The sequence below is a fragment of the Janthinobacterium sp. PAMC25594 genome, assembly GCF_019443505.1.
Classification (GTDB): Bacteria; Pseudomonadota; Gammaproteobacteria; order Burkholderiales; family Burkholderiaceae_D; genus Janthinobacterium.
In genome coordinates, this window is record NZ_CP080377.1 from 5,342,533 (window position 1) to 5,367,111 (window position 24,579).

The following is a 24,579-nucleotide window of genomic DNA, read 5'->3' on the forward strand; positions in this document are numbered from 1 at the left end:
TAGCAGCGGCGGGCGCGCGCCGCGCCCGATTCAGCCGCCGATGTATGACATTTCCACTTTCTTTTTACCGTGCTCAAGCGTGGTGCCCGTCAAATCCGTCTGGCTGGTGCGCAATTGCGAATAGCGGTCGGTGCGGCCGCGCCACAGTTGCGCCACGGCCGAGGAAATTTCCGCGTCGCTATGGCCGCCGCGCAGCAGGCTGCGCAAGTCGTGGCCGCTGCTGGCGAACAAACACGTGTACAGCTTGCCCTCGGTCGAGAGGCGGGCGCGGCTGCAGTCGGCGCAGAACGCTTGCGTGACGCTGGAAATGAGGCCGATTTCGCCGTCGCCATCGGCGTAGCGCCAGCGCGCCGCCGTCTCGCCCGTGTAGTTCGGGTTGATGGGCAGCAAGGGCATGTGTGCACCGATGCGGCGCACGACTTCAGCGGACGGGATGACTTCCTGCAAGTTCCAGCCGTTCGAGGCGCCCACGTCCATGTATTCGATGAAGCGCAGGATGTAGGGCGTGCCCTTGAAGTGGCGCGCCATGGGCACGATTTCCTGCTCGTTCATGCCGGCCTTGACGACCATGTTGATCTTGATCGGCCCCAGGCCCGCCGCGTGCGCCGCGTCGATGCCGTGCAGTACGTCGGCGACGGCGAAATCGACGTCGTTCATGCGCTTGAAGGTGGCGTCGTCGAGCGAGTCGAGCGACACGGTGACGCGGTTCAGGCCCGCATCCTTGAGCGCCTGCGCCTTTCTGGCCAGCAGTGAACCGTTGGTCGTCAGGGTCAGGTCCAGCGGCTGGCCTGACGGCGTACGCAGCGCGGCCAGCATGGCGATGAGCTTTTCGATATTTTTTCGCAGCAGCGGTTCGCCGCCCGTCAGGCGGATCTTTTCCACGCCGTGCGCGACGAACAGACGCGCGATGCGCGTGATTTCCTCGAACGACAGCAAATCCGTGTGCGGCAGATACACGTGGTTCTTGTCGAACACGTCCTTGGGCATGCAATACACGCAACGGAAATTGCAGCGGTCGGTAATCGAGATGCGCAAGTCGTGCAGGGGCCGGCCCAGGCTGTCGGCCACGTTGCCGCTGGGGCTTTCCAGCCGCGCGGGGATCGCCAAGGCCCCATTGCGGGCCTCGGCGAGGTAGATAATCTTGTCAGCCATGAAAGGTGATACCACTTACGTTAAATCGGTCAAGGCAGATACGATAGCACGAGGCCGAAGATGGCACAGGCGAGCAGCAATTTGATGGTTCCCACTTGAAACCTGATCAGCGCCACGCCGGCCGCCAGCGCGATGAGCATCGCCAGCCAGTCCCAGTGCGGCACGGGTGTTTCCAGCCAGAAGACGTGGCGGCCAAAGAACAGGGCCAGGCTGGCGATGACGCCCACCACGGCCGCCGAAATGGCCGTCAGTGGTGCGCTCAGGCGCAAATTGCCGCGCGACGCTTCCACCAGCGGCGCGCCGGCCAGAATGAAGATGAACGAGGGCAGGAAGGTGAACCAGCTGGCGACGAGCGCGCCGCACACGCCCGCCAGCCACAGGTGTTCACCGGCGATGCCTGCGGCATGGCTCCAGCCGCCGACAAAACCGATGAAGGCGACGATCATGATCAGGGGGCCGGGCGTCGTTTCGCCCAGCCCCAGGCCATCCATCATCTGCGCGCTCGTGATCCAGTGGTAATGGTCGGCGGCGCCCTGCACCAGGTAGGGCAGCACGGCATACGCACCGCCGAACGTCAGCAGGGCCGCCTTGCTGAAAAACACGCCCATCTGCGCCAGCGGCTGGTCCACCCCACCCAGCAGTGCCAGACCCAGCCAGGTGATGCAAGCCAGGGCCAGGCCCACGGCGGCCGTGCCCAGCAGGCGTGGCCATTTGAGCTGCGCGTGCTCCGGCGTGGGAGTGTCGTCATCGATCAGGGCGGCGCCGTAGCGGGCCGCGCCGCCATGCGAGGTGCCGCCGGCCTGAAAATGGGCCGGCAGCCAGCGCCCGCCCGCCATGCCCAGCAGGGCGGCGGCGAGCACGATCAGCGGAAATGGCAGCTGTAGCACGGCGATGGCGATAAATGCTGCCGCCGCGATGGCCATCAGGCCGGGGCTGCGCAAGGTGCGCCGGCCCAGGCGCCAGGCGGCCGCCAGCACGATGGCGACGACGGCCGGCTTGATGCCGTAAAGAACGCCCGCGATGGCGGCCACGTGGCCGTAGGCCATGTAGAGCCAGGACAGGATGATCAGCACCCCCAGCGAGGGCAACAGGAACAGCAGGCCCGCTACCAGGGCGCCGCGCGTACGGTGCATCAGCCAGCCGATGTAGATGGCCAGCTGGGTCGCTTCCGGCCCCGGCAGCAGCATGCAGTAATTGAGGGCGTGCAGGAAACGCTGTTCGGAAATCCAGCGCCGCTTTTCCACCAGTTCCGCATGCATCATGGCGATTTGCCCGGCCGGGCCGCCAAAGCTGACGCAGCCCAGCTTAAGCCAGTACCAGAAGGCGCTGCGCAGGCTGACGGGGGCGGGACGGGGCAGGTTGGCGTTCTCGTGCATGGCGGCTGGCTGGCAAAGGTGGGGACGTAAAAAAGGGGAAGCCTGAGCTCCCCCTTTCATCATTGGCGGCTGGGCGAACCCGGCGCGCTTATGGACGTTGCGTGTTGACCTGGATCAACGGCTCATCCGATTGCGGCGGCAATGGCTTGCGTTCGCGCGGCTTGCGCACGGGAGCGACTGCCTTGGCGGCCGCTTCCTGCGCCAGACGCAGTTTTTCCGGGTCGGTGGCCGCCAGGGTCAGGCCGGCCGAACCGAGCACGGCGCTCAAGTCCAGCGGCGCTGCCACGGGTGCTGGAGCGACGACAGGTGCCGGCGCTGGAGCAGGGGCGGGAGCAGGCGCAACGTCGGCAACCACCGGAGCGGCTTCCACCACGGCAGGCGCCGTTTCAGCCACTGGCGCTGGTGCTTCCTCGATCACGGCGACGGCTTCCACCAGCGGCGCAGCTTCCACCACTGGCACGGCTTCGACGATGATTTCCGCTGGAGCCGGAGCTGGAGCAGCTTCCGCTTTCTCGGCAAAGCTGTACTCGGCAACTGGTGCCGGTTCGGCAGCGGCTGGTTCAGCTTGCGCTGCAGCCACTTCGACAGGGGCTTGCGCTACGACCGGTTCAGCAACTGGCGCGGCTTCTTCGACCTTGGCGATATCGACCACCTTGGCCACTTCGACCACTTCGACCACTTCCACGACGGCAGCTTCCACTGGCGCAGCGACGGCGACGACAGCGGCGGCAGCCACGACGGCGACCGGGGCAGCATCAGCGGCCGCTTCCGGCGCCGGAGCGACCGTAAAGCTGATCACTGGCGCGTCCTGGCCTTCGTTCTCGCCGTTTGCCGATTCGATCAGCTCGCCCGTTTCGCGGTCGCGGCGGTTGCGGTTGCGGCCACCACGACGACGGCGGCGGCGTGGTTCTTCGCCTTCCACGTCATTTTCCGTCTCTTCGCCTTCAGGACCGGCATTGACCGGCGCTTTCAGCAAGCTCGTTGGTGCGGCATCAGCGTCCGGACCGCTTGACGTCACGACCACGTTGATGGCGCTGGCGCTGGCGCCAAGCAGGGCCAGTTCGTCAGCTTTCACTTCAGCAACAACAGCCTTGTCGGCGCGTGGTTCACGGCCTTCGCGTGGCTGGCGTGGCGGACGTTCGGCGCGTTCCGGGCGCTCTGCGCGCTCAGGACGTTCCGCGCGTTCAGGGCGCTCGCCCCGTTCGCGTGGCGCTGCCGTTGCCTCGCCCGCTTCACGCGGTTCGCGTGGCGGACGCGGCGGGCGTGGCGGACGGGCCGCCTTTTCCAGTGCTTCCGCTTCTTTCGCGGCGTCGTCCAGGGCTGGACGGGCCTGGCCTGGTTCGCGTTCTTCGCGGCCAGGCTTGCCGTTGCGGCCACGGCCACGCGGGCCACGGCTGTTGCGGTCGCCACGGTCGGCGCCGGCTGGCTTGGCCGGTGCGGCAGGGGCGGGCGCTGGCGCCACCGGTGCCGGGGCGCCGGTGAAGAAGCTGATGATCTTGGCGATCAGGCCTTGTGGTGCGGCAGGCGCGGCCACCGGGGCTGGTTTCGCTTCGACGGGCTTGCGCTCGACCAGCGGTGCCGGCTGGTCAGGGGTGATCGTCTTGACGACGGCTTCCTGGCGCGGCTTGGCTTCTTCCTTCTGGCGCTTGCTGTAAGCCATGTCGGTTTCAGCGCTTTCGGCCAGGTTGTAGCTGGCCTGGCTGTCTTCCAGACGCGGATCGTCGTGCTTGATGCGTTCCAGCTTGTAATGCGGCGTTTCCAGATGCTTGTTCGGGATCAGGATCACGGCGATGCGGTGGCGGTTCTCGATTTTGAGTACTTCGCCGCGCTTTTCGTTGAGCAGGAAGGCGCCCACGTCCACGGGCACTTGCACGTGGATGGTGGCCGAGTTTTCCTTCATCGCTTCTTCCTGGATGATGCGCAGCACCTGCAGGGCGGACGATTCCGTGTCGCGGATGTGGCCGGTGCCGGAGCAGCGCGGGCACGTCACGTGCGAGCCTTCGGACAGCGAAGGGCGCAGGCGCTGGCGCGACAGTTCCATCAGGCCGAAGCGGGAAATCTTGCCCATTTGTACACGGGCACGGTCATGGTGCAGTGCATCTTTCAAACGCTGTTCCACTTCGCGCTGATTTTTTGCCACTTCCATGTCGATGAAGTCGATGACGATCAAGCCGCCCAGATCGCGCAGGCGCAGCTGGCGGGCCACTTCTTCGGCCGCTTCGCAGTTGGTGTTGAAGGCGGTCGTCTCGATGTCCGAACCGCGCGTGGCGCGGGCCGAGTTGACGTCGACGGACACCAGCGCTTCGGTGTGGTCGATGACGATGGCGCCGCCCGATGGCAGCGGCACGGTGCGGCTGTACGCCGTTTCAATCTGATGTTCGATCTGGAAGCGCGAGAACAGCGGCACGTCGTCGCTGTAGCGTTTTACGCGGTGCACCATGTCGGGCATCACGTGGCTCATGAACTGGTGCGCCTGGTCGTAGATCTCGTCGGTATCGATCAGGATCTCGCCGATGTCGGGCTGGAAGTAGTCGCGGATGGCGCGGATGACGAGCGACGATTCCTGGTAGATCAGGAAAGCGCCGTTGGCCGACTTGCCGGCGCCTTCGATGGCGCGCCACAGTTGCATCAGGTAATTCAAGTCCCACTGCAGTTCATCGACGTTGCGGCCGATGCCGGCGGTGCGGGCAATGACGGACATGCCAGCTGGCAAGTCCAGTTTATCCATGGTTTCGCGCAATTCCTGACGCTCTTCACCTTCCACGCGGCGCGATACGCCACCGCCACGCGGGTTGTTCGGCATCAAGACCAGGTAACGGCCGGCCAGCGAGACGAACGAGGTCAGGGCGGCCCCCTTGTTGCCGCGCTCTTCCTTTTCGACCTGGACCATGATTTCCTGGCCTTCGCGCAGCGCTTCCTTGACGGAAGCGTTACGCACATCGACGCCTTCGCGGAAATACGTGCGGGCAACTTCCTTGAAAGGCAGGAAGCCGTGGCGGTCTTCGCCATAGCTGACGAAGCACGCTTCGAGCGATGGCTCGATGCGCGTGATGACGCCCTTGTAGATGTTGGATTTGCGCTGTTCGCGCCCGGCTGTCTCGATATCGATGTCGATCAGTTTCTGTCCGTCGACAATCGCTACGCGCAGTTCTTCTTGCTGCGTGGCATTAAACAACATGCGTTTCATTTTTATAACTCCGCGACCCGTAGGCCATCTCAAATCCGCTTCCGGGGAAGCGGCGAAAGTACAGGGATATATGCGAGAACGGGAGTGCTGGCGGGGGAAATGCCCAGGCGTGCGGAGCAACAACGCGTACGAGATATGCGTTACGGCCGCAACAGGCGCGGTGAGGTCAATCGTCATGCCGAGTGCACAGGACACTTGCAACTCATCTGAAACAGCCCGGATGAGAATGAACTGCATCGGGGGCAGAGAATGCAAGTGGTCAGCAAATTCAGAGCCAAAATCGTTAGCCGGCTCATTACAGGGATCGCGATGGCGAGGCTTGGCCTCAGCCTATCATCGACAACCCTCAGTATTTGGCCACATACGGGGTTTGGCGAAAACGGCAAGCGTTATCAACTTCATCAACCCGCGAGCCCGACTCGATAAGTCGCGCTAACGGGTACTTATCCTTATAATCCCACACTCACTTCAGCATCTCCACGCCTTATCCGATTACAACTACGGTGCAACCTTGATTCGCGCGGGGATGGTGCATATACATTTTTTTCCACCGAATTTGCAATTTGGCGAGGCCGGTGGAGACGCCCCTGTGTAAAATGTGCTTTTATTCTTACACTCGCAGCAGCCAGGGCCGCAGCAAAAACAATTATATATTCAAAATGAAGGACTTAGAGAGATTTCTGGGAAGACATAGTAAATGAAGAGTCAAAATGATGTTGTTCCCCCTTCAACACCCCCGGTTCAGCCGCAAGCCCAATTCGTAACGATCGCCGAGGAAGAAGCAGGCCAGCGTATCGACAACTACTTATTAAGAGTGTGCAAGGGAGTGCCTAAAAGCCACATCTACCGGATCTTGCGATCGGGAGAAGTGCGGGTTAATAAAGGCCGTATCGATCAGTTGTACCGTCTCGTCGCCGGCGACGTGGTGCGCATTCCACCCGTGCGCGTGGCCGAAAAGGCGCCCACGGGCGCGCCGGCCGCCGAATTCAAGATCATCTTCGAAGATGCGCAGCTGCTCGTCATCGACAAACCGGCCGGCGTGGCCGTGCATGGCGGCTCGGGCGTCTCGTTCGGCGTCATCGAGCAATTGCGCGCCTCGCGCCCCGACGCCAAGTTCCTGGAACTGGTGCACCGCCTGGACCGCGACACGTCCGGCTTGCTGTTGCTGGCAAAGAAGCGCACGGCGTTGACGAATTTGCATGAACAGATGCGCGACGGCCTCACGGACAAGCGCTACCTGGTGCTGGTGGCCGGTGACTGGAAGAATGCGCGCCAGCATATCAAGCTGCCGCTGCATAAATATACGACGGCCGAAGGCGAGCGCCGGGTGGCCGTGCAGGCCGATGGCCTGGCGTCGCATACGGTGTTTTCACTGTTGCATAAATATCACAACTTCGCCTTGCTGGAAGCGGAATTGAAGACGGGACGCACGCACCAGATCCGCGTGCACCTGTCCTCGTCCGGTTTCGCCATCGCCGGCGACGATAAATATGGCGACTTTGCCCTCAACCGTGCCCTGTTGAAAGCCGACAGCACGCGCGGCGCCCTGAAGCGCATGTTCCTGCACGCGCACCAGATCACGTTTACGCATCCCGAGACGGGCAAGACGATGACCCTGAATGCGCCGCTGGCTGCCGAATGCGAGCGTTTCTTGGTAAGCTTGGGCAAACCATTGGCCGTTGCCGCACGATAGTTATCAAACGCGTGCGCGCGACACTACTCACAAGGTAGTCAGTCGCCATCATTCATTCTCAAGGAGCCGGCGGCTTTGCCGTCGGGAAACATGGCAAGAAAGCAATTTGATCTGATCGTCTTCGATTGGGACGGTACTTTGATAGACAGTACCTCGACCATCGTCAAGTGCATCCAGGCGTCGGCGAAAGACCTGGGCTTGCCAATTCCCACCGAGTTGCTGGCTTCGCATGTGATCGGCCTGGGCTTGCAGGAAGCCATGCAGCTGGTGATGCCGGATGTCGAGCCGAAATTCCATGCGCGCATGGCCGAGCGCTATCGTTATCACTATCTGTCGCGCGACCATGAGCTGACCCTGTTTCCCGGCGTACAGGAAATGCTGCAGGAACTGTCGCAGCAGGCGTATTTCCTGGCGGTGGCCACGGGCAAGAGCCGTGTCGGCCTGAACCGTTCGCTGAATGCCGTCAAGCTGCTGTCGCTGTTCGATGCGACGCGCTGCGCCGATGAAACGTTTTCCAAGCCCCATCCGGCCATGCTGCAGGAGCTGACGCGCGAACTGGGGCAGGATATGCGCCGCACCGTGATGATCGGCGACACCAGTCATGATTTGTTGATGGCAAGCAATGCAGGCGCGGCCGGTATTGCCGTAGAGTATGGGGCGCATCCGGTGGAGCAATTGCAGGCTTGCAACCCCCTGTATTCGGCCGCCACGGTGGCCGATCTGCACCAATGGCTGAGCGAGCACGCATGATGAGCGATGTTGTCGACGTATTCATTTGTGCCGCCGATGCGGTGGCCGATGGCGGCAAGGGCGTGCGCTTTCCCGTCTCGGCCGGTGGCGAGGCGACCACGGGCTTTGTCGTGCGCCACGGTGGCAAGGCATATGGCTACCTGAACCGCTGCGCCCACGTGCCGATCGAACTGGACTGGGCCGAGGGCGAGTTTTTCGAGTCCAGCGGCTTGTACCTGATGTGTTCGACGCATGGCGCCATCTATGTGCCGGAGAGCGGCTACTGTGCGGGCGGTCCCTGCAAGGGCGGCCGCTTGCGTCCGATACCCGTGACCGAGCGCGACGGCCAGCTGTACTGGCAGCCCGACGAGTATGTCCAGCCGCTGCCGGCCTGAAGCCAGGCACAGGCATTATTGCAATTTAAACAAAGTGAACCATGAGCGATAACACGAATGACAAGCTGGACAGCAGCGCGCCAGCCGCCGGACACGGCGCCCCTGCGGGGAACTGGGAGCGCGACGTGCTGGAAAAGCTGGTATTTGCCACTTTGCAAGAGCAACGCGCGCACCGCCGCTGGAGCATCTTTTTCAAGGTCTTCGGCCTGCTGATCGTGCTGTTCGCGCTGTGGGTGTTTTATGACTACAACACGGCCGACGACAGCGAAACCCTGGGTCGCCACACGGCCCTGATCGATATCAGCGGCGCCATCGAGTCCGAAGGCAGCGGCTCGGCCGCCGTCGTCATCCCCGCGCTGGACAAGGCGTTTTCCGATGCCGGGTCCGTGGCCGTGGTGCTTCATATTAATAGTCCGGGCGGCAGTCCCGTGCAGGCCGGCATGATCGTCGACGAGATGCAGCGCCTGCGCAAGGGCTATCCGGACAAGCCCTTGTATGTGGTGGTCGATGAAATGTGCGCCTCGGGCGGCTATTACATCGCCGCCGCCGCCGACCGCATCTACGTCAACAAGGCCAGCGTGGTCGGCTCCATCGGCGTGCTGATGGATGGCTTCGGCTTTACGGGCGTGATGGAAAAGGTCGGCGTCGAGCGCCGGCTGCTGACGGCGGGCGAGAACAAGGGCTTCATGGACCCGTTCAGCCCCCTGACGGAAAAGCACAAGGCGTATGCGCAAGGCATGCTCAATGAAATCCACCAGCAATTCATCGACGTGGTGCGCACGGGACGGGGCAAGCGCCTGAAGGAAACGGCCGATACCTTCTCGGGCCTGTACTGGACCGGGGCGAAAGCCGTGGAAATGGGCCTGGCCGACGATTTTGGCACGGTCGACAGCGTGGCGCGCGATGTCGTCAAGGCGGAAGACATCGTCGACTACACGCAGCATGAAGGCTTGCCGGAACGGGTACTGAAGAAATTTGGCGCCGCCATGGGCGCCGGCGCCATGAAGGCGGCCGTGCGGCAGTCACAACCGGCGTTGCGTTGAAGGCATCACTCTTGGCTGGCAGGCAAGCCAGTCGAGAATGATTTTCAATAAGGTGGTAATTTGGCTTGAAAAAGGCGCTGCTTGGGCTATAGTGAAAGCGTAGTTCTTTTCAAGGAGGGGCGATATATCAACTATGTTGTCAGTACTAACTTGATTGGCAGGTCTTGGAACTACTCGCCGCATCGCAGATGTGGTTTTGAGTGAATTTACATTCCTCACTGAAGTCCCGATGGGGCTTGGGAACGGCGGCGCAATGCCGCCGTTTCCTTTTGTGCGTCGTCCATGCCGGGTGGGCAGGCATCGCGCAATGCGTGATCTGGTCTGGCTGGCAAGGCAGGCATGCGGGGGCAGGGCATGACGGGTCCGATGGCGGCGCGCTCAGGCGGCGCAGCCGTTACAGTGCGCGGGCAGGGAGGCCGGCTCCGCTGCCGTGCCGCCGCCGGAGCTGGCGCTGATGTCGGGCGGCATGTCCGCCATGGCGGGTGCGCTCACCTTGTCGGCTGCCGCATCCGCGTGCGCAAAACCGCCCAGTTCCAGCCAGCACATGAAATGACATTGCGCCTCGGCATGCCAGTGCGTCTGGCTCGCTGGCGATGGCGGCGCGTCCGCCTTCTGCGACGCAGGGGCGTTGCGCCAGCGCGCCACGCCGAGTCTGACCTTGTGCATGGCCGCTTGTTCCGTGGCGATGCGCTGGCGCATGTCGGCGATGCTGCCTTGTAAGGCGATGGTATCGGTATGCTTCATACGATGTCCTTGTGGGTCGTTGCCTGGTTATTATTCCTAAAGCTCGTTAGGCGGATTCCTAACGAAGTTTCAGTCTATCAACGCGATATTCCGAGCGCTTGATATATCTCAAAGGAATTGGCCATTTATATCGAAATCTCACCTTGTGCATCGCCGTATCTGTGCCTGCGCAAGGCCGGTGCGCGGTGCGCCGGCTGGCGCAGGCGGCGCGCCCCGCCGCTTCACGCTGCCAGCCGCTTCTGGTAAAGTCACGCCCATGAGTAAATTATCCCTAGACCGCATCCTGCAATCGCAGGGTTTTGGCACCCGTAAATATTGTCGTTCCCTCATCGAAGATGGCGATGTCGTCATCGATGGCGTCACCCAGACCACTTATCGCACCACCGTCGAGACCGAAGGCCTGGTGCTGCACGTGTTTGAAGAAGAGTGGGTGGTCCGCCAGCACCTGTACCTGGCGCTGAACAAGCCGGCCAACTTCGAATGCTCGCGCAAGCCCAGCCATCACCCTGGCGTGCTGACCTTGCTGCCGGAACAGTTCACCTGGCGCGAAGTCCAGCCCGTCGGCCGGCTCGACCACGATACGACCGGCATGCTGTTGATGTCCGACGATGGACCATTTATCCATGCGCAATCGTCGCCGAAGCGTCACGTTCCCAAGATTTACCAGGCCACCACGCAAGAGCCCGTGACCGATGAACTGGTGGCGCAGCTATTGGCTGGCGTGCAACTGCACGACGAACCGGCCCCGCTGGCGGCCCTCGTCTGCGTTCAGCGCGGAGAATTCCAGCTGGAAATCGTGCTCGAACAAGGCAAATACCACCAGGTCAAGCGCATGCTGGCAGCCGCTGGCAACCATTGCAGCGCGCTGCACCGTTCCGCCATCGGTGGCCTGACGCTGGAGTCGCTGGGCATCGCCGAAGGCGAGTGGTGCTACCTGACGCCCGAGCAGATCGCTCTCCTCGCGTAAAACTCTCCTGCCTGTCAAAGCCGGGAATATCCCGGCTTTTTGGCGTCTTTAGCCTGCATTTGACGAAGTTTCCCGCACATGAAATTAGCAACCCTGAACGATGGCACGCGCGACGGCCAGCTGGCCGTCGTCTCGCGCGACCTGAAAACGGCGCACCTGGCCGACGGCATCGCCTCGACCCTGCAAAAGGCGCTCGACGACTGGAGTTTCATCGCGCCCCAGCTCGATTTGCTGTACCAGACCATCAACAGCGGCCGCGGCCATCGCGCCTTCGACTTCGACCCTGCCAACTGCATGGCGCCCTTGCCGCGCAGCAGCTTGCGCGTGGCCGGCGGATCCTACCTGCAGCAGATCGAGCGGGCATGCAAGGCGGCGGGCGTTGACGCGCCCGCCAACTTGCGCGAGGCGCCGCGCATGTATCAGGGCGCCAGCGACGATTTCCTCGGCGCCCACGACGACATCACCCTGGCGCACGAGCAGTGGGGCATCGATTACGAGGCGGGCATCGCCGCCATCACGGACGACGTGGCCATGGGTGCCACGCCGGACCAGGCGCACCTGAACATCAAGCTGTTGATGCTGGTCAACGACATCACCCTGCGCAACCTGGCGCCCGACGAGCAGGCCAGCGGTTACGGCTACCTGCAATCGAAGCCGGCCATGGCTTGCTCGCCGCTGGCCATCACGCCCGACGAGCTGGGCGACGCCTGGCGCGGCGGCAAGGTGCATTACGCCTTGCGCTGCAGCCTGAACGGTAAATTGACGGGCCAGCCCCACGCGGGCGCCGACATGGCGTTTAATTATCCGCAATTGCTCGCGCATCTGTGCCGGACGCGCCACGCGCGCGCCGGCAGCGTGGTCAGTGCGGGCGGTGTCGCCAACAAGGAAATCAAGAAGGGCTTTTCCAGCATCGTTGAGCGACGTAACCAGGAGATGATCGCCGATGGCGTCGCCAGCACGCCGTTCCTGTTGTTTGGCGATATTGTCCGCATCGAGATGCTGGGCGATGACGGCAAGTCCCTGTTTGGCGCGATAGAACAAACGGTGAAACAGGCCGAGGCGCGCAAGTCCCGCTAAGTTTCTTATAGGCAAAGGGAAATACAGGGGATTTGTCCCCCTGTTCCGCCGATGGCGTGCGCCCGCTTGAACCGATAATGTCTCATGCCCAGTCCGTATTGCGCCTAATCAGGCTGCAGGACTTCACCGGAGTTGATTGATGTCGGAAGACAGCGACGCAGAAAAGACCGAAGCCGCGTCACCGAAGCGCCTCGAGCAGGCGCGTGAGGAAGGCGACGTTCCGCGATCGCGTGAAGTGGCCACGTTTACGGTGCTGATGGCGTCCGGCTGCTGCCTGTGGTTTGCCGGCGACGCCATCGTGCGCCGGCTGACGGCCGTCATGGTGTCCGGCCTGACCCTGGACCGGGAGCAAATCCTCAATCCCGACGCGATGATGTTGCGCATCGGCTACGACGTGGGCTCCGTCTTGCTGACCTGCCTGCCGTACGCCGCGGCCATCATGCTCGTCGCCCTGGCCTCTCCCGTGCTGGTGGGCGGCTGGCTGTTCAGTTCCAAGGCGTTCACGCCCAATTTTGGCAAGCTCAACCCGATTCGCGGCCTGGGCAATATGTTTTCGAAGAATGCGCTGGTGGAATTGCTCAAGGCCGTCGCCAAGACCATCGTCGTCGGCGTCGTCGCCTGGATGGTGATGCAACATCAAAAGGATGCCGTGCTGGGCCTGTCGGTCGAATCCCTGCGCGCCGGTTCGGCCCATCTGATCAGCCTGCTGATCACGGCCTTCCTGATGATTGTGGGCGCGTTGGGGCTGATCGCCGCCATCGACGGCCCGTACCAGATGTGGCACTACGCCAACAAGATGAAAATGTCCTTGCAGGAAGTCAAGCAAGAGTCGAAGGAGTCGGACGGCAATCCGCAGATCAAGGCAAAAATTCGCCAGATGCAGCATGAAATGTCGCGCCGCCGCATGATGGCCGACGTGCCGACGGCCGACGTGGTGGTGACCAATCCTACCCACTACGCGGTGGCCCTCAAGTATGGCGAGAATTCGCGCGGCGCGCCGCAGGTGGTGGCCAAGGGCATCGACGAGGTGGCGGCGAAGATCCGCGAACTGGCGGGCGAACACAAGGTCGCCATCCTGGAAGCGCCGGCCCTGGCGCGTGCGCTGTACAAGCACACGGACATCGGCGACGAGATCCCCGAGGCCTTGTATGGCGCCGTGGCCGAAGTGCTGGCCTACGTGTTCCAGTTGCGCAGCTACGGCAGCGGCCATGGCCAGCGTCCCGACAAGCCGAAGAAACTCGACGTGCCGCCCGAGCTCGATCCGCTCGACCCCGCATCGCAGACCAAAGCCGCAGCCGACGCGGCAGACAAGAATAAAGGAAGTACACCATGAACGGCCTGAGATTGCCAGCCTGGCTCAGCGGTATGAGCAGCAACGCCAGCAAGGGCATCGCCGCGCCGATCATCATCATCATGCTGCTGGCGATGATGGTGCTGCCGCTGCCGGCCTTCATCCTCGACATCTTCTTCAGTTTCAATATCGCGCTGTCCATCATCGTGCTGCTGACGGCGCTGTACACGGTCAAGCCGCTCGACTTCATGGCCTTCCCGACCATCCTGCTCGTGTCGACCATGCTGCGCCTGTCGCTGAACGTGGCGTCCACGCGCGTGGTGCTGACGGAAGGCCATACGGGCGCCGACGCGGCCGGTAAAGTGATCGAGGCGTTCGGCCACTTCCTGATCGGCGGCAACTACACGGTCGGTATCGTGGTGTTCATCATTTTGACGATCATCAACTTTACCGTCGTGACCAAGGGTGCGGGCCGTATCGCCGAGGTGGGCGCCCGCTTCGCGCTGGACGCCATGCCCGGTAAACAGATGGCCATCGATGCCGACCTGAACGCCGGCCTGATCGGCGAAGACGAAGCGCGCCGGCGCCGCACGGAAGTGGCGCAGGAAGCGGAATTCTATGGCGCCATGGACGGTGCCAGCAAATACGTGCGCGGCGACGCCATCGCCGGCATCATGGTTACCGTCATCAATATCGTCGGCGGCTTGCTGGTGGGCTTGTTGCAGCACGACATGGGCTTTGCCGATGCGCTCAAGAACTACACCCTGCTGGCCATCGGTGACGGCCTGGTGGCGCAGATTCCTTCGCTGATCATTTCCACGGCGGCCGGTATCGTCGTCTCGCGCGTGGCCAGCGACCAGGACATCGGCACCCAGCTGGTCGGTCAATTGTTCGCGAAACCGCAAGTACTGTATATCACCGCCGGCATCATCGGCGGCATGGGCTTGATTCCCGGCATGCCGAACATGGTCTTCCTCCTGCTGGCATCATTGCTGGCCGGCTCCGCCTATTTGATCAGCAAGAAGCGCACGCAGGAAAAAGCGGCGGCCGAAAAGCCGGCCGACGTGCCGCAAGCGACCGTGCCGCCCGAGCAGGAAGAAGCCAGCTGGCAAGATATCATGCCCGTCGATACCCTGGGCCTGGAAGTGGGCTACCGTCTGATTCCCCTGGTCGACAAGACGCAGGGCGGCGAATTGCTCAAGCGCATCAAGGGCATCCGCAAGAAATTTGCCCAGGAAGTGGGTTTCCTGGCGCCGCCCGTGCATATCCGCGACAACCTGGAGCTCAAACCGTCCGCCTACCGCATCACCCTCAAGGGCGTGGAAGTGGGCGTGGGCGAAGCGTTCAACGGGCAGTTTCTGGCGATCAATCCCGGCATGGCCAGCGGCACCTTGCCGGGCCTGGCCACCAGCGACCCCGCGTTCGGCTTGCCCGCCACCTGGATCGACGCCAGCTTGCGCGACCAGGCGCAATCGATGGGCTACACGGTCGTCGATGCGGGCACCGTGGTGGCCACGCACCTGAACCACCTGATTACCTCGCACGCTTCCGAACTGCTGGGCCGCGCGGAAGTGCAGTCGCTGCTCGACCACCTGGGCAAGGATGCGCCGCGCCTGGTGGAAGACCTGGTGCCGAAGATGCTGTCGCTGTCGACCTTGCAAAAAGTGCTGCAGAACCTACTGGCCGAGGGCGTGCACATCCGCGACATGCGCACCATCATCGAAACCCTGGCCGAGCATACGGTCAATACGCAAGACCCGAACGAGCTGACGGCGCTGGTGCGCGTATCGCTGGGCCGCGCCATCGTGCAGCAACTGTTCCCCGGTGCCGCCGAATTGTCCGTGATGACCCTCGACAGCCGCCTGGAGCGCCTGCTGATGCAAGCCATGGGCAACGGCGGCGACGGCGCGGGCATCGAGCCGGGCCTGGCCGATACCATCGCCCACCAGGCGGGGCTGGCCGCGCAGCAGCAGGAGGCGCTGGGCCTGACGCCGGTGCTGCTGGTGCCGGCGCCGCTGCGCGCCCTGTTGTCGCGCTTCTTGCGCCGCGCCTTGCCGCAGCTGAAAGTGCTGTCGCATGCGGAAGTGCCGGAAACCAAGACCATCCGCGTCACGGCGCTGGTGGGCGCGCAGTAGTTGACAGCATTAGTACCGGGGTCAGACCCGGCGGGGAGTGCGTCTCAATGAGATGCACTCCGGTCGTGAGCGACTGACCCCAGCTCTTGCTTCCACCATTTTTGCTTATTTTTTCATCAATTTCCTGCTGGCAAACTGAATAACGGGTACTTTCCCGTCCTGTTCCTTCGATCATTTCCTCCAAGCATCGCTAATAATGGAAACTGTCAGGGTGATCTGTGTCCATGTGGAAGACAGCATCCAAGCAACAGGAGTCGACGATGGTCACACAGTTCAGCCTATATTGCGCCACCCCCGCCCTGGGAGGCCGGTCATGAATGTGAAGAAATTTACGGGCGCCTCGTCGCGCGATGCGCTGCGCAAGGTGCGCGAAGCGCTGGGTCCCGATGCCGTGATCCTGTCGAACCGCCAGGCCGATGGCGTGGTGGAAATCCTCGCGCTGGCCAATGACGATGCCGCTTCGCTGGCGTCGCCGCCGGCCGCGTCCGAAATGTCCCAGCCCCGTCCCCAATTGCAGACCCAGTTCGCCACGCCGCAGCGTCCGGCCGCCCCGGCCCAGCGCCCGGCTGCGCCACGTCCTGCCGCGCCGCGCCAGGCAGCCGGCGAGCCAGTGGACATGGCCCGCATGCAGCAGATGATGGCCAGCGCGCTGGCGCACGTCAAAGAGAACGCCGCCGCCGAGATGAGCGGCATGATGAATGAAATCCGCGCCATGCGCGGCATGATGGAAACCCAGCTGGCGGAAATCTCGTGGGGCTCGACGCAGCAGCGCGAGCCGCAAAAAGCCGTGGTGCTGCGCGAAATGCTGGCTGCCGGTTTCTCGGCCAGCCTGGCGCGCTACCTGATCGACAAGCTGCCCGCCGGCCTCGATGGCGCGCAAAGCATGCGCTGGATCAAGACCGTCCTCAGCCGCAACCTGAATACGGTCGCCAATGAAGACGCCATGCTGGAGCAGGGCGGCGTATTCGCCCTGGTCGGCCCGACCGGCGTCGGCAAGACCACCAGCACGGCCAAGCTGGCGGCCCGCTGCGTGATGCGCCACGGCCCGGAAAAACTGGCCCTGATCACCACGGACGCCTATCGTATCGGCGCGCACGAACAGCTGCGCATCTACGGCAAGATCCTCGGCGTGATGGTGCATTCGGTGAAGGATGAGGCGGACTTGCGCATCGCCCTGAAAGAATTGAAGAACAAGCACACGGTGCTGATCGATACGGTGGGCGTGAGCCAGCGCGACCAGATGGTGACGGAGCAGGTGGCCATGCTGTCGGGCGCGGGCGCCGACGTGAAACGTTTGCTGTGCCTGAACTCCACGGCGACGCAGGAAACGCTGAATGAAGTGGTGCGTGCCTACCAGGGCAGCGGCCTGGCCGGCTGCATCATGACCAAGCTCGATGAAGCGGCCTCGATCGGCAACGTGCTCGACGTGGTGATCCGCCAGAAACTGAACCTGTTTTATGTGTCGAACGGCCAGCGCGTGCCGGAAGACCTGTACCTGGCCGACCGCGGCTACCTGATCGACCGCGCCTTCAAGCTCAAGCGCGATGCGGCAGCGACGCAGTTTTCCGATGCCGAACTGCCGCTGTTGATGGCGCAGGCGGCCGCCCGCAACAATGAAGCGCGCGGGGTGCGCCTTGGCTAATTTCGATTTCGACCAGGCCGAAGGCTTGCGCCGCATGCTGGCCGGCCCGCAGCCGCGCGTGATGACATTTTTATCGGCCACGCCGCAGGACGACAAGGGCGCCATGCTGGTCAACCTGGGCGCCTCGCTGGTCTACGGCGGCAATGACGTGCTGCTGCTCGACGCCAGCGGCGGCAGCGATGGCGTCGCCGCGCGCCTGGGACTGGCGCACGGCGCCAGCCTGCGCGACGTGGCGCGCCAGCAATGCGGCCTGAACCAGGTCATCCACCAGGTGCCGCAAGGCTTCGGCGTGGCCAGCCTGGGCGCGCGCAACCACCTGATGGACAGCATGGATTATGCGGGCGCGGACGAACTGCGCCGCCTGGGCAAGACCTTCGAGGTGCTGGCGCGCCAGAGCGGCATCGTGCTGGTCGACGGCGTCATGGCCGACGAGGGCGATTGCTTCCCCGTGCCGCTGATGGCCTCGTCCGATATCGTGGTGCAAGTGTCGACCAGCGCCACTTCGATCAAGGCGGCGTACTGCCTGATCAAGCGCCTGAGCCAGGAGTTGGGACGCCGTCCGTTCGGTATTCTTGTCACCGGCGCTTCCGAATCCGAGGCAAAAGTGGTATACGATAATATGGCGCAGGCGGCGAGCCGCTACCTGGCCGTGAAACTGACTTCGATGGGATCGGTGCCTGCCGATGAGTATCTGCACCGCGCGGCGCGTCTGGGCCGCAGCGTGGTCGATGCCTTTCCGCTGGCGGGAGCCTCGGTGGCGTTTCGCGGACTGGCCGAGCGACTGGCCCGTTCCGCGGCGCCGGTGCTCGGTGGCACCTTGTACCAGACGGGGAGTCCGCATCAGTTCAGCGTCTGAATCCATCATCAGCACACGATAGCAGTTAAAACAATAAGCAGCCTATGTACACGGTCAAAGGGAAATCGAACAAGGACTATTTGCTGACGGAGCACATTCCGTTGGTGAAGCGTCTGGCGCACCATATGAAGGCGAAATTGCCGCCTTCGGTCGAGGTCGATGACCTGATCCAGGCCGGCATGATCGGCCTGCTCGACGCCATCAGCCGCTATGAAGAGACGCATGGCGCGCAGTTCGAGACGTATGCCGTGCTGCGCATCCGCGGCGCCATGCTCGACGAATTGCGCACCAGCGACTGGCTGCCGCGCAGCATGCGCCAGAACATGCGCAAGATCGAAGAGGCGATGAGCACCTTGCAACAGCGCCTGGGACACCCGCCGACGGAGTCGGAAGTGGCGAAACTGCTGAAAATGTCGCTGGTCGATTACCAGGAAATGCTGGGCGACGGCGGCGGCCACCAGTTGCTGTACTACGAAGACTTTCATGACCCGGACGGCAATGACAGCTTTCTCGACCGCCATTGCGTGGACGAGGACAGCGACCCCTTGCGGTCCCTGCTCGATACCGATTTCCGGCAATCCGTGATCGATGCCATCGACGCGCTGCCGCCACGCGAGAAAATACTCATGGGCCTGTACTACGAAGAAGAGCTGAACCTGAAGGAGATCGGCGCGGTGATGGGCGTGTCCGAATCGCGCGTCTCGCAGCTGCATACCCAGGCCGTCGCGCGCCTGCGCGCAACCTTGAGGGAGCTGGCGTGGACTGGTCCAGCGTAATCGGGCTGGCGCTGGCGCTGGCGGGCCTCCTGGTCGGCCAGGCACTGGAAGGCGGCAAGATGGCCTCCCTGCTGCAGCCGGCCGCCTTTGCCATCGTCATCGTCGGCACCTTCGGCGCCGTGCTGCTGCAAACGCGGCTGCGCACCTTCGTGCGCGGCCTGGAAATGCTGCGCTGGGTCTTCCTGCCGCCAGCCGACACGCGTGCCGCGCTGGCGCGCGACATCGGGCAATGGAGTTTGACGGCGCGCCGCGACGGCACGCTGGCGCTTGAACGCCTGATGGAAAACACGGCCGACCGCTTCAATGCCAAGGGGCTGAGGATGATCGTCGACGGCATCGCGCCCGACAAGCTGCGCCAGCTGCTCGACGTGGAAATCTCCGCCTACGAAATGGCCGAGCGCCAGGCCGTCAAGGTGTGGGAATCGGCGGCCGGCTATTCGCCCACCATTGGCATCCTGGGCGCCGTGCTGGGCCTGATCCACGTGATGGAAAACCTCACCGACCCGAGCAAACTGGGCAGCGGCATCGCCGTGGCGTTTGTCTCGACGATTTATGGCGTCGGCCTGGCCAATCTGCTGTTCCTGCCGGTGGCGAACAAGCTCAAGGCCATCGTCTCGCGCCGCGTGCTGCAGTATGAAATCACGGCCGCCGTGCTGTACGACATCGCCACGGGCGACCACACGCGCATCATCGAAGAGCGCGTCGCCAGCCTGCTTCACGAGCACTGAGCGAGCATTGACCATGATGCGGCGCGCGCGCAGGAAGTATGACGAGGAACCGGACAACCAGGACCGCTGGCTGATCTCGTATGCCGACTTCATCACCCTGCTGTTCGCCTTTTTCGTCGTCATGTATGCGATTTCGCAAGTCAACGAAGGTAAATACCGCGTCTTCCAGAACGCCATCGGCCAGGCCTTCAGCCTGGAAAAGGGCGCGCCGCCCATCATCATGGAAGCGCCGCAAGCGATCCCGCTGCCGAATCCCGCCCTGAAACGCCGCACGGAAGCCATCCGCCGCGAGCGCGAACACATGACGCGCCTGGCGCAGGACCTCACGTCCACCCTGGCGCCGCTGGTCAAGGAAGGCAAGGTGCGGGTCACGCAGACGAGCCGCGGCGTGAGCGTGGAAATCAATGCCAGCGTGCTGTTCGACCCGGGTGCGGCACGCCTGACGATGGAGTCGGACCAGGCCTTGCGCGCCGTTGCCGTGCTGCTCAAGGATGACACGCACGACGTGCAGGTGGAAGGACATACGGATGTCCAGCCGATCAGCAATTCCAATTTTGCCTCGAACTGGGAATTGTCGGCCGCGCGCGCCAGTGCCGTGGTGCGCCTGTTCATCGCCAGCGGCGTGCAGGCGTCGCGCCTGACGGCCGTGGGCCACGCCGACAACATCCCCGTGGCGCCGAACGCCACGCCGGAAGGGCGCGCGCGCAACCGCCGGGTCGCCGTGACGATTTTGTCGGGCATCCCCGAGACGGTGACGGAAGTGCCGACGGCGCCGGCGCCGGCCAACTGAACCCTGCCGCTTGGTACAATCGCGGCCTTCTCCCTTTTTATCTCTTCCTCATGAAAAGCAGCTCCCTGGGCGGTCTCGTCTACTCCACCGAAACGGGCCGCATGTGTCCCGCCTGCCGCCAGCCGCTGGCACAATGCGCGTGCAAGGCGCAAGCCAAGGCGGCACCAATCGGCGATGGCGCGGCGCGCGTGTCGCGCCAGACCAAGGGCCGCGGCGGCAAGAGCGTCACCGTGGTGAAAGGCCTGGCGCTGGACGCCATCGCGCTGGCCCTGCTGGGCAAGCAGCTGCGCGCGCAATGCGGCTCGGGCGGCACCGTCAAGGATGGCGTGATCGAAGTGCAGGGCGACCATGTCGACACCATCCTTGCTGCGCTGACCAGGCTGGGTCACCAGGCGAAAAAAGCCGGCGGCTGATTGCCCGCGCCGCGTGCGGCATGCCGCCGCGCACCTGTGGTAACGTGCATTTCCTTTTATGCGCCACCTCATCATGAATAGCAAACTGACCGGTATCGCCATCGCCGCCGCCATCGCGGCAGCGCTGGCGCTGGCGTACTGGCCTGCGCCCGACGGCGGCGTGCCGGAAGCGGGCGTCGCAGCCGCCAGCGCACCGCCGCGACGCAGCCTGGAATCGTATATGCATATCGATGCCTCCGTTCCCGCGGCCCAGGCGCCTCTTGTCGTGTCCCTGGCGCGGCGGCTCGAACGCCTGGCCGCCAGCGGCAGGGCGCAAGACGCGTATGCGGCCTACAATCTGCTCGACGATTGCATCGTCTTCCAGCGCGAAAGCCGCCTGCCGGGGCTGGAATTCGAGCTGGGACGCGAGATGACGCCAGAAGAAAAAGCCGCCCAGCAACAGCTGTGCGCGGGGCTGACGCAGCGCCAGCGCGACGACCGCCTGGTTTACCTGGCCACCGCCGCGAAGGCGGGCGTGCCGGGCGCCGCCACCCTGTTCCTGTCGGAAGGCCCGTTCGGCGACCGCAGTGCGCTGCGCAACCGTCCCGACGATCCGCTGGTGCAGGCATGGAAGCGGCAAGCCATCGCCCAACTGACGGCGCAGGCGGACGAGGCGGAACTCTCCAGCGTCGCTACCCTGATGATGGCCTATCTGCGCGACGGCGAAGTGGTGCGGAAAGATGCGCCGCAAGCGTATGGCTACCTGCTGGCCCTGCGCCTCGTCTACGACGATATCCTCGCGCCCGGCGTCACCAATCCGTATCAGGATGAATACTGGCACTGGCTGCAGGACGAGCTGACTCCGGCGCAGCAGGCCGCCGCCGCAGCGAAGGGACAAGCCATCGCTGCGAAATTTCGCCAGCACACGGGGCGTCCCGCGCATGGCTGAACGGGCAAGTAAGGGAAACTAGCCGATCACCACGCGCCGGCTGGCCGTGTTGGTCATCGGTTGGCCGCTGGGGCCGTAGAAATTGCCGCTCTGGGCCGTGGGGCGCATGGCGTTCAGGGCGCCTTGCGTGTGCAGCATGTGCTTGTTGACGAGCAGGCTGTTGAGCCGGTTCTGTTCTTTCGCTTCGCGCGTGGTGTCGAGCAGGGCTTTCCACAGGGGCGCCGCTTCGGCTTCGCTGGCGCTGATCAGCCAGTCTTCCATGCCCGCTTCGGCGGCCGTGAAACCGACTGTCGCCAGCGCCTGGTGGCGTTGCGCCGCCAGTTGGCTCAATTGTCCGACGAGTGCCGTCTTGCGCGCCGTGAGCTCCGTGATTGCATCGATGTCAGCCGCAACCAGATGCCGCTGTTCTTCTTTCATCAATGCCAGCAATGTGGTCATGAGCTGTTGCTCGTCGCGCAGGCTGGAAAACGGAGTCACTGATTGCATGAGGGAACCTATCTATTTCGTGAGTGCAGCAAGTCCTTGACTGTGTCGAGGAGACCGTCCGCCACTTTTTCAGAGTTGACCTGGAACTGGCCGTCGGCGATCGCCAGTTTGATGCGTTCGACTTTTTTCGTGTCGAACACGGCGCCGCTGCCGGCAGTTGCACTGGCCGCTAATGCCTGTCCTTGCGGCGACAGGCGTACATTGTCCGACGTCGTCGGGGTTGCCTGGGCTTTCTCGGCATTCCGGGCGCCGGAGGTATTGGCGGGCGCCACCGGCAGGCCGGGATTGCTTTTAATGGTGTTATCGGTAATTTTCACAGCGTGATCCTCGTCTGGTCGAAGTCAGGAAACTCCGGGATATGACTTCTTATCGGCATCTTATCCAGGAACTTTAGTGCGCCAGACTACAATATCGCTATCTATCCGTGTTAAAAGGCGACCTCCACCATGCCGCCCGCGCGCGCCACGCCGCTGATCTGCTGGCCGCTCTGCGTGCGTACCTGCACCGTCTGGCCATCGCCGGCGCTGCCGATGGCGCGTCCTTCTGATGCCACCTGGAAACCGTTGCCACTTGAAACGACGCGCACCAGCTGGCCTTGCATGACCACCGGCTTGCGGCGCAGGGTGTCGAGGCGCATCGGCGTGCCTGGCGGCAAGGAAATATTCGTGCTGGCGCCCACCACCTGGGCCATGTCGGTGGCGATGCCTGCCGGCAATGCGGCCAGGTCGCCCTGCATCGTCACCAGCTGGCTGGCGTCGATGGCTTGCCCTTGCGCCAGCGGCACGGCGCTGGCCACGTAGTCGCCCACGACGGCCACGTTGGCCTGCAAATAAATGGTCCAGTTGGAGGGCGCCGTGCAGCGCACGCCCACCGTGGTCTTGCCCCAGGCGCGCGCGCCCGGCGCCATGAACGCTTGCGGCGCGGGGCAGGCGGCCAGGTTCAGGCGCGGATCGACGGCGCCGACGGTGACTGTCACCTTGCCTGGCAAGCCATTGCTTTGCACTTGCAGGAACTGTTCCACGCTGTTGCGCAGCGCTTCCGGCGTCTGCCGGCCGGCGTTTTGCGCCTGTGCCAATAGTGGCAGGGCGGCAAGAGCGAAGAAGAAAGCGAGCGGTGTTTTCATGGTGATAGGCCTCTGGAATAGTGCCATGATAGTGCGCGCAGCGCTGATCGAAGCGCCGATTAAGGGGTAAAAGTACGGTCTGATCCGGCGATGGCCTTGCCGGTGGGCGCCGTACTATGTTTCCTGTCATCACTATACCGCCATCCTTCCGCCATCTCAGGCGCCAGTGGCAGATCTTTCCGGAGCCTGACATGATAGGGAAACTCGACGATTACATGCGCTTCAACGAGACGGCGCTGAGCCTGCGCTCGACGCGCCAGGAATTGCTCGCCTCGAATATCGCGAATGCCGATACGCCCAACTACAAGGCGCGCGATGTCGATTTCGCCAGCGCGCTGAAGGGGGCGATGGCGCGCAACGATGGCGTGCCGCCGGCTCTGAAGGGCACGGCGCCGCAGCATATGCCGGGCAAGGGCGTGGCCGCTGCCGCAGGGAGCGGCACGGGCGGCAAGGTCGAGACCCTGGCCGACGGCACGCCGCTGCTGTACCGCGCGCCGGCCCAGGGTGCCGTCGATGGCAATACGGTGGACATGGATCTTGAACGCAACGCCTTTGCCGACAACGCCATCCGCTACGAGGCGGCCGTGACCTTCCTCAACTCGCAGATCAAGGGCATGCTGACGGCCATTCAGGGAGGACAATAATCATGTCGCTGTTTAATATCTTCAATGTGTCCGGTTCGGCCATGAGCGCCCAGGCGCAGCGCCTGAACACGGTGGCCAGCAATCTGGCCAATGCCGACAGCGCCACCAGCGCCAGCGGCGAAGCCTACCGCGCCAAGCAGGTGGTGTTCGAAGCCGTGCCCATGGCCAACGGCGCCACGGCCGTCAAGGTGCAGAAGGTGATCGAAGACCCGTCGCCGATGAAGCTGGTCTACGACCCGAAGAACCCGCTGGCCGACGAGAAGGGCTACGTCACCATGCCCAACGTGAATACGGTCGACGAGATGGTCAACATGCTGTCGGCCTCGCGCTCGTACCAGACCAACGTGGAAACCATGAACGCGGCCAAGTCGCTGCTCCTGAAAACCCTTTCGCTTGGCCAATAA

At 63.4% G+C, this 24,579-nt stretch carries 24 protein-coding genes; 17 read left to right on the plus strand and 7 right to left on the minus strand.

Translation table 11 applies throughout. The features are described from left to right. Window positions 1–30 precede the first annotated feature (30 nt). The 3 genes from moaA to KY494_RS23995 all read right to left on the minus strand — a co-directional run bounded on the left by moaA (window position 31) and on the right by KY494_RS23995 (window position 5,715). Window positions 31–1,152, minus strand: a complete 1,122-nt coding sequence (gene moaA, locus KY494_RS23985) for a GTP 3',8-cyclase MoaA (RefSeq protein ID WP_258194397.1) — start codon at window positions 1,150–1,152, stop codon at window positions 31–33. Window positions 1,153–1,181: 29 nt separating this feature from the next. Beyond that, the gene (chrA, locus tag KY494_RS23990; protein ID WP_219888482.1) at window positions 1,182–2,528 is read right to left on the minus strand and encodes a chromate efflux transporter; all 1,347 of its coding nucleotides are present in this window, start codon (window positions 2,526–2,528) and stop codon (window positions 1,182–1,184) included. Window positions 2,529–2,616: 88 nt separating this feature from the next. Continuing rightward, window positions 2,617–5,715, minus strand: a complete 3,099-nt coding sequence (locus KY494_RS23995) for an Rne/Rng family ribonuclease (protein ID WP_219888483.1) — start codon at window positions 5,713–5,715, stop codon at window positions 2,617–2,619. A 697-nt stretch (window positions 5,716–6,412) separates the two neighbouring features. Here KY494_RS23995 and KY494_RS24000 point away from each other — a divergent pair. The 4 genes from KY494_RS24000 to KY494_RS24015 all read left to right on the plus strand — a co-directional run bounded on the left by KY494_RS24000 (window position 6,413) and on the right by KY494_RS24015 (window position 9,575). Continuing rightward, on the plus strand, window positions 6,413–7,408 hold the full coding sequence (locus tag KY494_RS24000; RefSeq protein WP_219135984.1) for an RluA family pseudouridine synthase: 996 nt from the start codon (window positions 6,413–6,415) through the stop codon (window positions 7,406–7,408). 90 nt (window positions 7,409–7,498) lie between these two features. Then, window positions 7,499–8,158, plus strand: coding sequence for an HAD-IIIA family hydrolase (locus tag KY494_RS24005; RefSeq protein ID WP_219135985.1), 660 nt, complete (start codon window positions 7,499–7,501; stop codon window positions 8,156–8,158). Then, window positions 8,155–8,532: a Rieske 2Fe-2S domain-containing protein gene (locus KY494_RS24010; RefSeq protein ID WP_219135986.1), complete on the plus strand. Its 378-nt coding sequence runs from the start codon at window positions 8,155–8,157 to the stop codon at window positions 8,530–8,532. The genes KY494_RS24005 and KY494_RS24010 overlap by 4 nt, the downstream gene beginning before the upstream one ends. A gap of 41 nt (window positions 8,533–8,573) precedes the next feature. Further along, window positions 8,574–9,575 (plus strand): S49 family peptidase, encoded by a 1,002-nt coding sequence (locus KY494_RS24015; RefSeq protein ID WP_219135987.1) that lies wholly within the window; start codon window positions 8,574–8,576, stop codon window positions 9,573–9,575. Between the two features lie 378 nt (window positions 9,576–9,953). Here KY494_RS24015 and KY494_RS24020 read toward each other — a convergent pair whose 3' ends face one another. Then, window positions 9,954–10,319, minus strand: coding sequence for a hypothetical protein (locus KY494_RS24020; RefSeq protein WP_219888484.1), 366 nt, complete (start codon window positions 10,317–10,319; stop codon window positions 9,954–9,956). A gap of 256 nt (window positions 10,320–10,575) precedes the next feature. Here KY494_RS24020 and KY494_RS24025 point away from each other — a divergent pair, with 256 nt between their 5' ends. The 11 genes from KY494_RS24025 to KY494_RS24075 all read left to right on the plus strand — a co-directional run bounded on the left by KY494_RS24025 (window position 10,576) and on the right by KY494_RS24075 (window position 21,922). Next, complete coding sequence (locus KY494_RS24025) at window positions 10,576–11,286, plus strand: pseudouridine synthase (protein WP_219888485.1); 711 nt, start codon at window positions 10,576–10,578, stop codon at window positions 11,284–11,286. Between the two features lie 78 nt (window positions 11,287–11,364). Next, window positions 11,365–12,363: a fumarylacetoacetate hydrolase family protein gene (locus KY494_RS24030; protein ID WP_219888486.1), complete on the plus strand. Its 999-nt coding sequence runs from the start codon at window positions 11,365–11,367 to the stop codon at window positions 12,361–12,363. Between the two features lie 139 nt (window positions 12,364–12,502). Next, on the plus strand, window positions 12,503–13,696 hold the full coding sequence (gene flhB, locus KY494_RS24035; RefSeq protein ID WP_219888487.1) for a flagellar biosynthesis protein FlhB: 1,194 nt from the start codon (window positions 12,503–12,505) through the stop codon (window positions 13,694–13,696). Beyond that, the gene (gene flhA, locus KY494_RS24040; protein ID WP_219888488.1) at window positions 13,693–15,789 is read left to right on the plus strand and encodes a flagellar biosynthesis protein FlhA; all 2,097 of its coding nucleotides are present in this window, start codon (window positions 13,693–13,695) and stop codon (window positions 15,787–15,789) included. Before flhB ends, flhA begins: the two co-directional genes overlap by 4 nt. A 313-nt stretch (window positions 15,790–16,102) precedes the next feature. Beyond that, window positions 16,103–17,431, plus strand: a complete 1,329-nt coding sequence (flhF, locus tag KY494_RS24045) for a flagellar biosynthesis protein FlhF (protein WP_099762516.1) — start codon at window positions 16,103–16,105, stop codon at window positions 17,429–17,431. Then, window positions 17,424–18,287 (plus strand): antiactivator of flagellar biosynthesis FleN protein, encoded by an 864-nt coding sequence (locus tag KY494_RS24050; protein WP_219135994.1) that lies wholly within the window; start codon window positions 17,424–17,426, stop codon window positions 18,285–18,287. Before flhF ends, KY494_RS24050 begins: the two co-directional genes overlap by 8 nt. A gap of 44 nt (window positions 18,288–18,331) precedes the next feature. Next, entirely contained in the window at window positions 18,332–19,063 is a 732-nt protein-coding gene (locus KY494_RS24055) for an RNA polymerase sigma factor FliA (RefSeq protein WP_219135995.1), read from the plus strand. Beyond that, the gene (locus KY494_RS24060) at window positions 19,045–19,791 is read left to right on the plus strand and encodes a flagellar motor protein (protein ID WP_101482416.1); all 747 of its coding nucleotides are present in this window, start codon (window positions 19,045–19,047) and stop codon (window positions 19,789–19,791) included. The genes KY494_RS24055 and KY494_RS24060 overlap by 19 nt, the downstream gene beginning before the upstream one ends. A gap of 16 nt (window positions 19,792–19,807) precedes the next feature. Beyond that, window positions 19,808–20,581, plus strand: a complete 774-nt coding sequence (motD, locus tag KY494_RS24065; RefSeq protein ID WP_219136081.1) for a flagellar motor protein MotD — start codon at window positions 19,808–19,810, stop codon at window positions 20,579–20,581. A gap of 50 nt (window positions 20,582–20,631) precedes the next feature. Further along, the gene (locus KY494_RS24070) at window positions 20,632–20,994 is read left to right on the plus strand and encodes a translation initiation factor Sui1 (RefSeq protein WP_219888489.1); all 363 of its coding nucleotides are present in this window, start codon (window positions 20,632–20,634) and stop codon (window positions 20,992–20,994) included. A gap of 73 nt (window positions 20,995–21,067) precedes the next feature. Continuing rightward, entirely contained in the window at window positions 21,068–21,922 is an 855-nt protein-coding gene (locus KY494_RS24075; protein ID WP_219888490.1) for a hypothetical protein, read from the plus strand. An 18-nt stretch (window positions 21,923–21,940) separates the two neighbouring features. On the opposite strand, the gene KY494_RS24080 is transcribed toward KY494_RS24075, so the two are convergent. From KY494_RS24080 to flgA, 3 genes are all read right to left on the minus strand, one after another. Then, window positions 21,941–22,408, minus strand: coding sequence for a flagella synthesis protein FlgN (locus KY494_RS24080; RefSeq protein WP_219888491.1), 468 nt, complete (start codon window positions 22,406–22,408; stop codon window positions 21,941–21,943). An 8-nt stretch (window positions 22,409–22,416) separates the two neighbouring features. After that, the gene (gene flgM, locus KY494_RS24085; protein WP_034754089.1) at window positions 22,417–22,725 is read right to left on the minus strand and encodes a flagellar biosynthesis anti-sigma factor FlgM; all 309 of its coding nucleotides are present in this window, start codon (window positions 22,723–22,725) and stop codon (window positions 22,417–22,419) included. 110 nt (window positions 22,726–22,835) lie between these two features. Beyond that, window positions 22,836–23,531: a flagellar basal body P-ring formation chaperone FlgA gene (gene flgA / locus KY494_RS24090; protein WP_070220163.1), complete on the minus strand. Its 696-nt coding sequence runs from the start codon at window positions 23,529–23,531 to the stop codon at window positions 22,836–22,838. A gap of 191 nt (window positions 23,532–23,722) precedes the next feature. On the opposite strand from flgA, the gene flgB reads away from it, so the two are divergent. Both flgB and flgC read left to right on the plus strand, forming a co-directional pair. Beyond that, on the plus strand, window positions 23,723–24,175 hold the full coding sequence (gene flgB, locus KY494_RS24095; RefSeq protein WP_219136000.1) for a flagellar basal body rod protein FlgB: 453 nt from the start codon (window positions 23,723–23,725) through the stop codon (window positions 24,173–24,175). Between the two features lie 2 nt (window positions 24,176–24,177). Beyond that, the gene (gene flgC, locus KY494_RS24100) at window positions 24,178–24,579 is read left to right on the plus strand and encodes a flagellar basal body rod protein FlgC (RefSeq protein WP_219136001.1); all 402 of its coding nucleotides are present in this window, start codon (window positions 24,178–24,180) and stop codon (window positions 24,577–24,579) included.

Coding starts and splice junctions, on each gene's coding strand:
- KY494_RS24010 (WP_219135986.1), top strand. CDS start 8,155: ATGATGAGCGATGTTGTCGACGTATTCATTTGTGCCGCCGATGCGGTG.
- KY494_RS24025 (WP_219888485.1), top strand. CDS start 10,576: ATGAGTAAATTATCCCTAGACCGCATCCTGCAATCGCAGGGTTTTGGC.
- KY494_RS24020 (WP_219888484.1), bottom strand. CDS start 10,319: ATGAAGCATACCGATACCATCGCCTTACAAGGCAGCATCGCCGACATG.
- motD (WP_219136081.1), top strand. CDS start 19,808: ATGCGGCGCGCGCGCAGGAAGTATGACGAGGAACCGGACAACCAGGAC.
- flgB (WP_219136000.1), top strand. CDS start 23,723: ATGATAGGGAAACTCGACGATTACATGCGCTTCAACGAGACGGCGCTG.
- KY494_RS24075 (WP_219888490.1), top strand. CDS start 21,068: ATGAATAGCAAACTGACCGGTATCGCCATCGCCGCCGCCATCGCGGCA.
- flhA (WP_219888488.1), top strand. CDS start 13,693: ATGAACGGCCTGAGATTGCCAGCCTGGCTCAGCGGTATGAGCAGCAAC.
- chrA (WP_219888482.1), bottom strand. CDS start 2,528: ATGCACGAGAACGCCAACCTGCCCCGTCCCGCCCCCGTCAGCCTGCGC.
- KY494_RS24030 (WP_219888486.1), top strand. CDS start 11,365: ATGAAATTAGCAACCCTGAACGATGGCACGCGCGACGGCCAGCTGGCC.
- KY494_RS24055 (WP_219135995.1), top strand. CDS start 18,332: ATGTACACGGTCAAAGGGAAATCGAACAAGGACTATTTGCTGACGGAG.
- KY494_RS24070 (WP_219888489.1), top strand. CDS start 20,632: ATGAAAAGCAGCTCCCTGGGCGGTCTCGTCTACTCCACCGAAACGGGC.
- flhB (WP_219888487.1), top strand. CDS start 12,503: ATGTCGGAAGACAGCGACGCAGAAAAGACCGAAGCCGCGTCACCGAAG.
- KY494_RS24080 (WP_219888491.1), bottom strand. CDS start 22,408: ATGCAATCAGTGACTCCGTTTTCCAGCCTGCGCGACGAGCAACAGCTC.
- KY494_RS24005 (WP_219135985.1), top strand. CDS start 7,499: ATGGCAAGAAAGCAATTTGATCTGATCGTCTTCGATTGGGACGGTACT.
- KY494_RS23995 (WP_219888483.1), bottom strand. CDS start 5,715: ATGAAACGCATGTTGTTTAATGCCACGCAGCAAGAAGAACTGCGCGTA.
- moaA (WP_258194397.1), bottom strand. CDS start 1,152: ATGGCTGACAAGATTATCTACCTCGCCGAGGCCCGCAATGGGGCCTTG.
- KY494_RS24015 (WP_219135987.1), top strand. CDS start 8,574: ATGAGCGATAACACGAATGACAAGCTGGACAGCAGCGCGCCAGCCGCC.
- flgA (WP_070220163.1), bottom strand. CDS start 23,531: ATGAAAACACCGCTCGCTTTCTTCTTCGCTCTTGCCGCCCTGCCACTA.
- flhF (WP_099762516.1), top strand. CDS start 16,103: ATGAATGTGAAGAAATTTACGGGCGCCTCGTCGCGCGATGCGCTGCGC.
- flgC (WP_219136001.1), top strand. CDS start 24,178: ATGTCGCTGTTTAATATCTTCAATGTGTCCGGTTCGGCCATGAGCGCC.
- KY494_RS24000 (WP_219135984.1), top strand. CDS start 6,413: ATGAAGAGTCAAAATGATGTTGTTCCCCCTTCAACACCCCCGGTTCAG.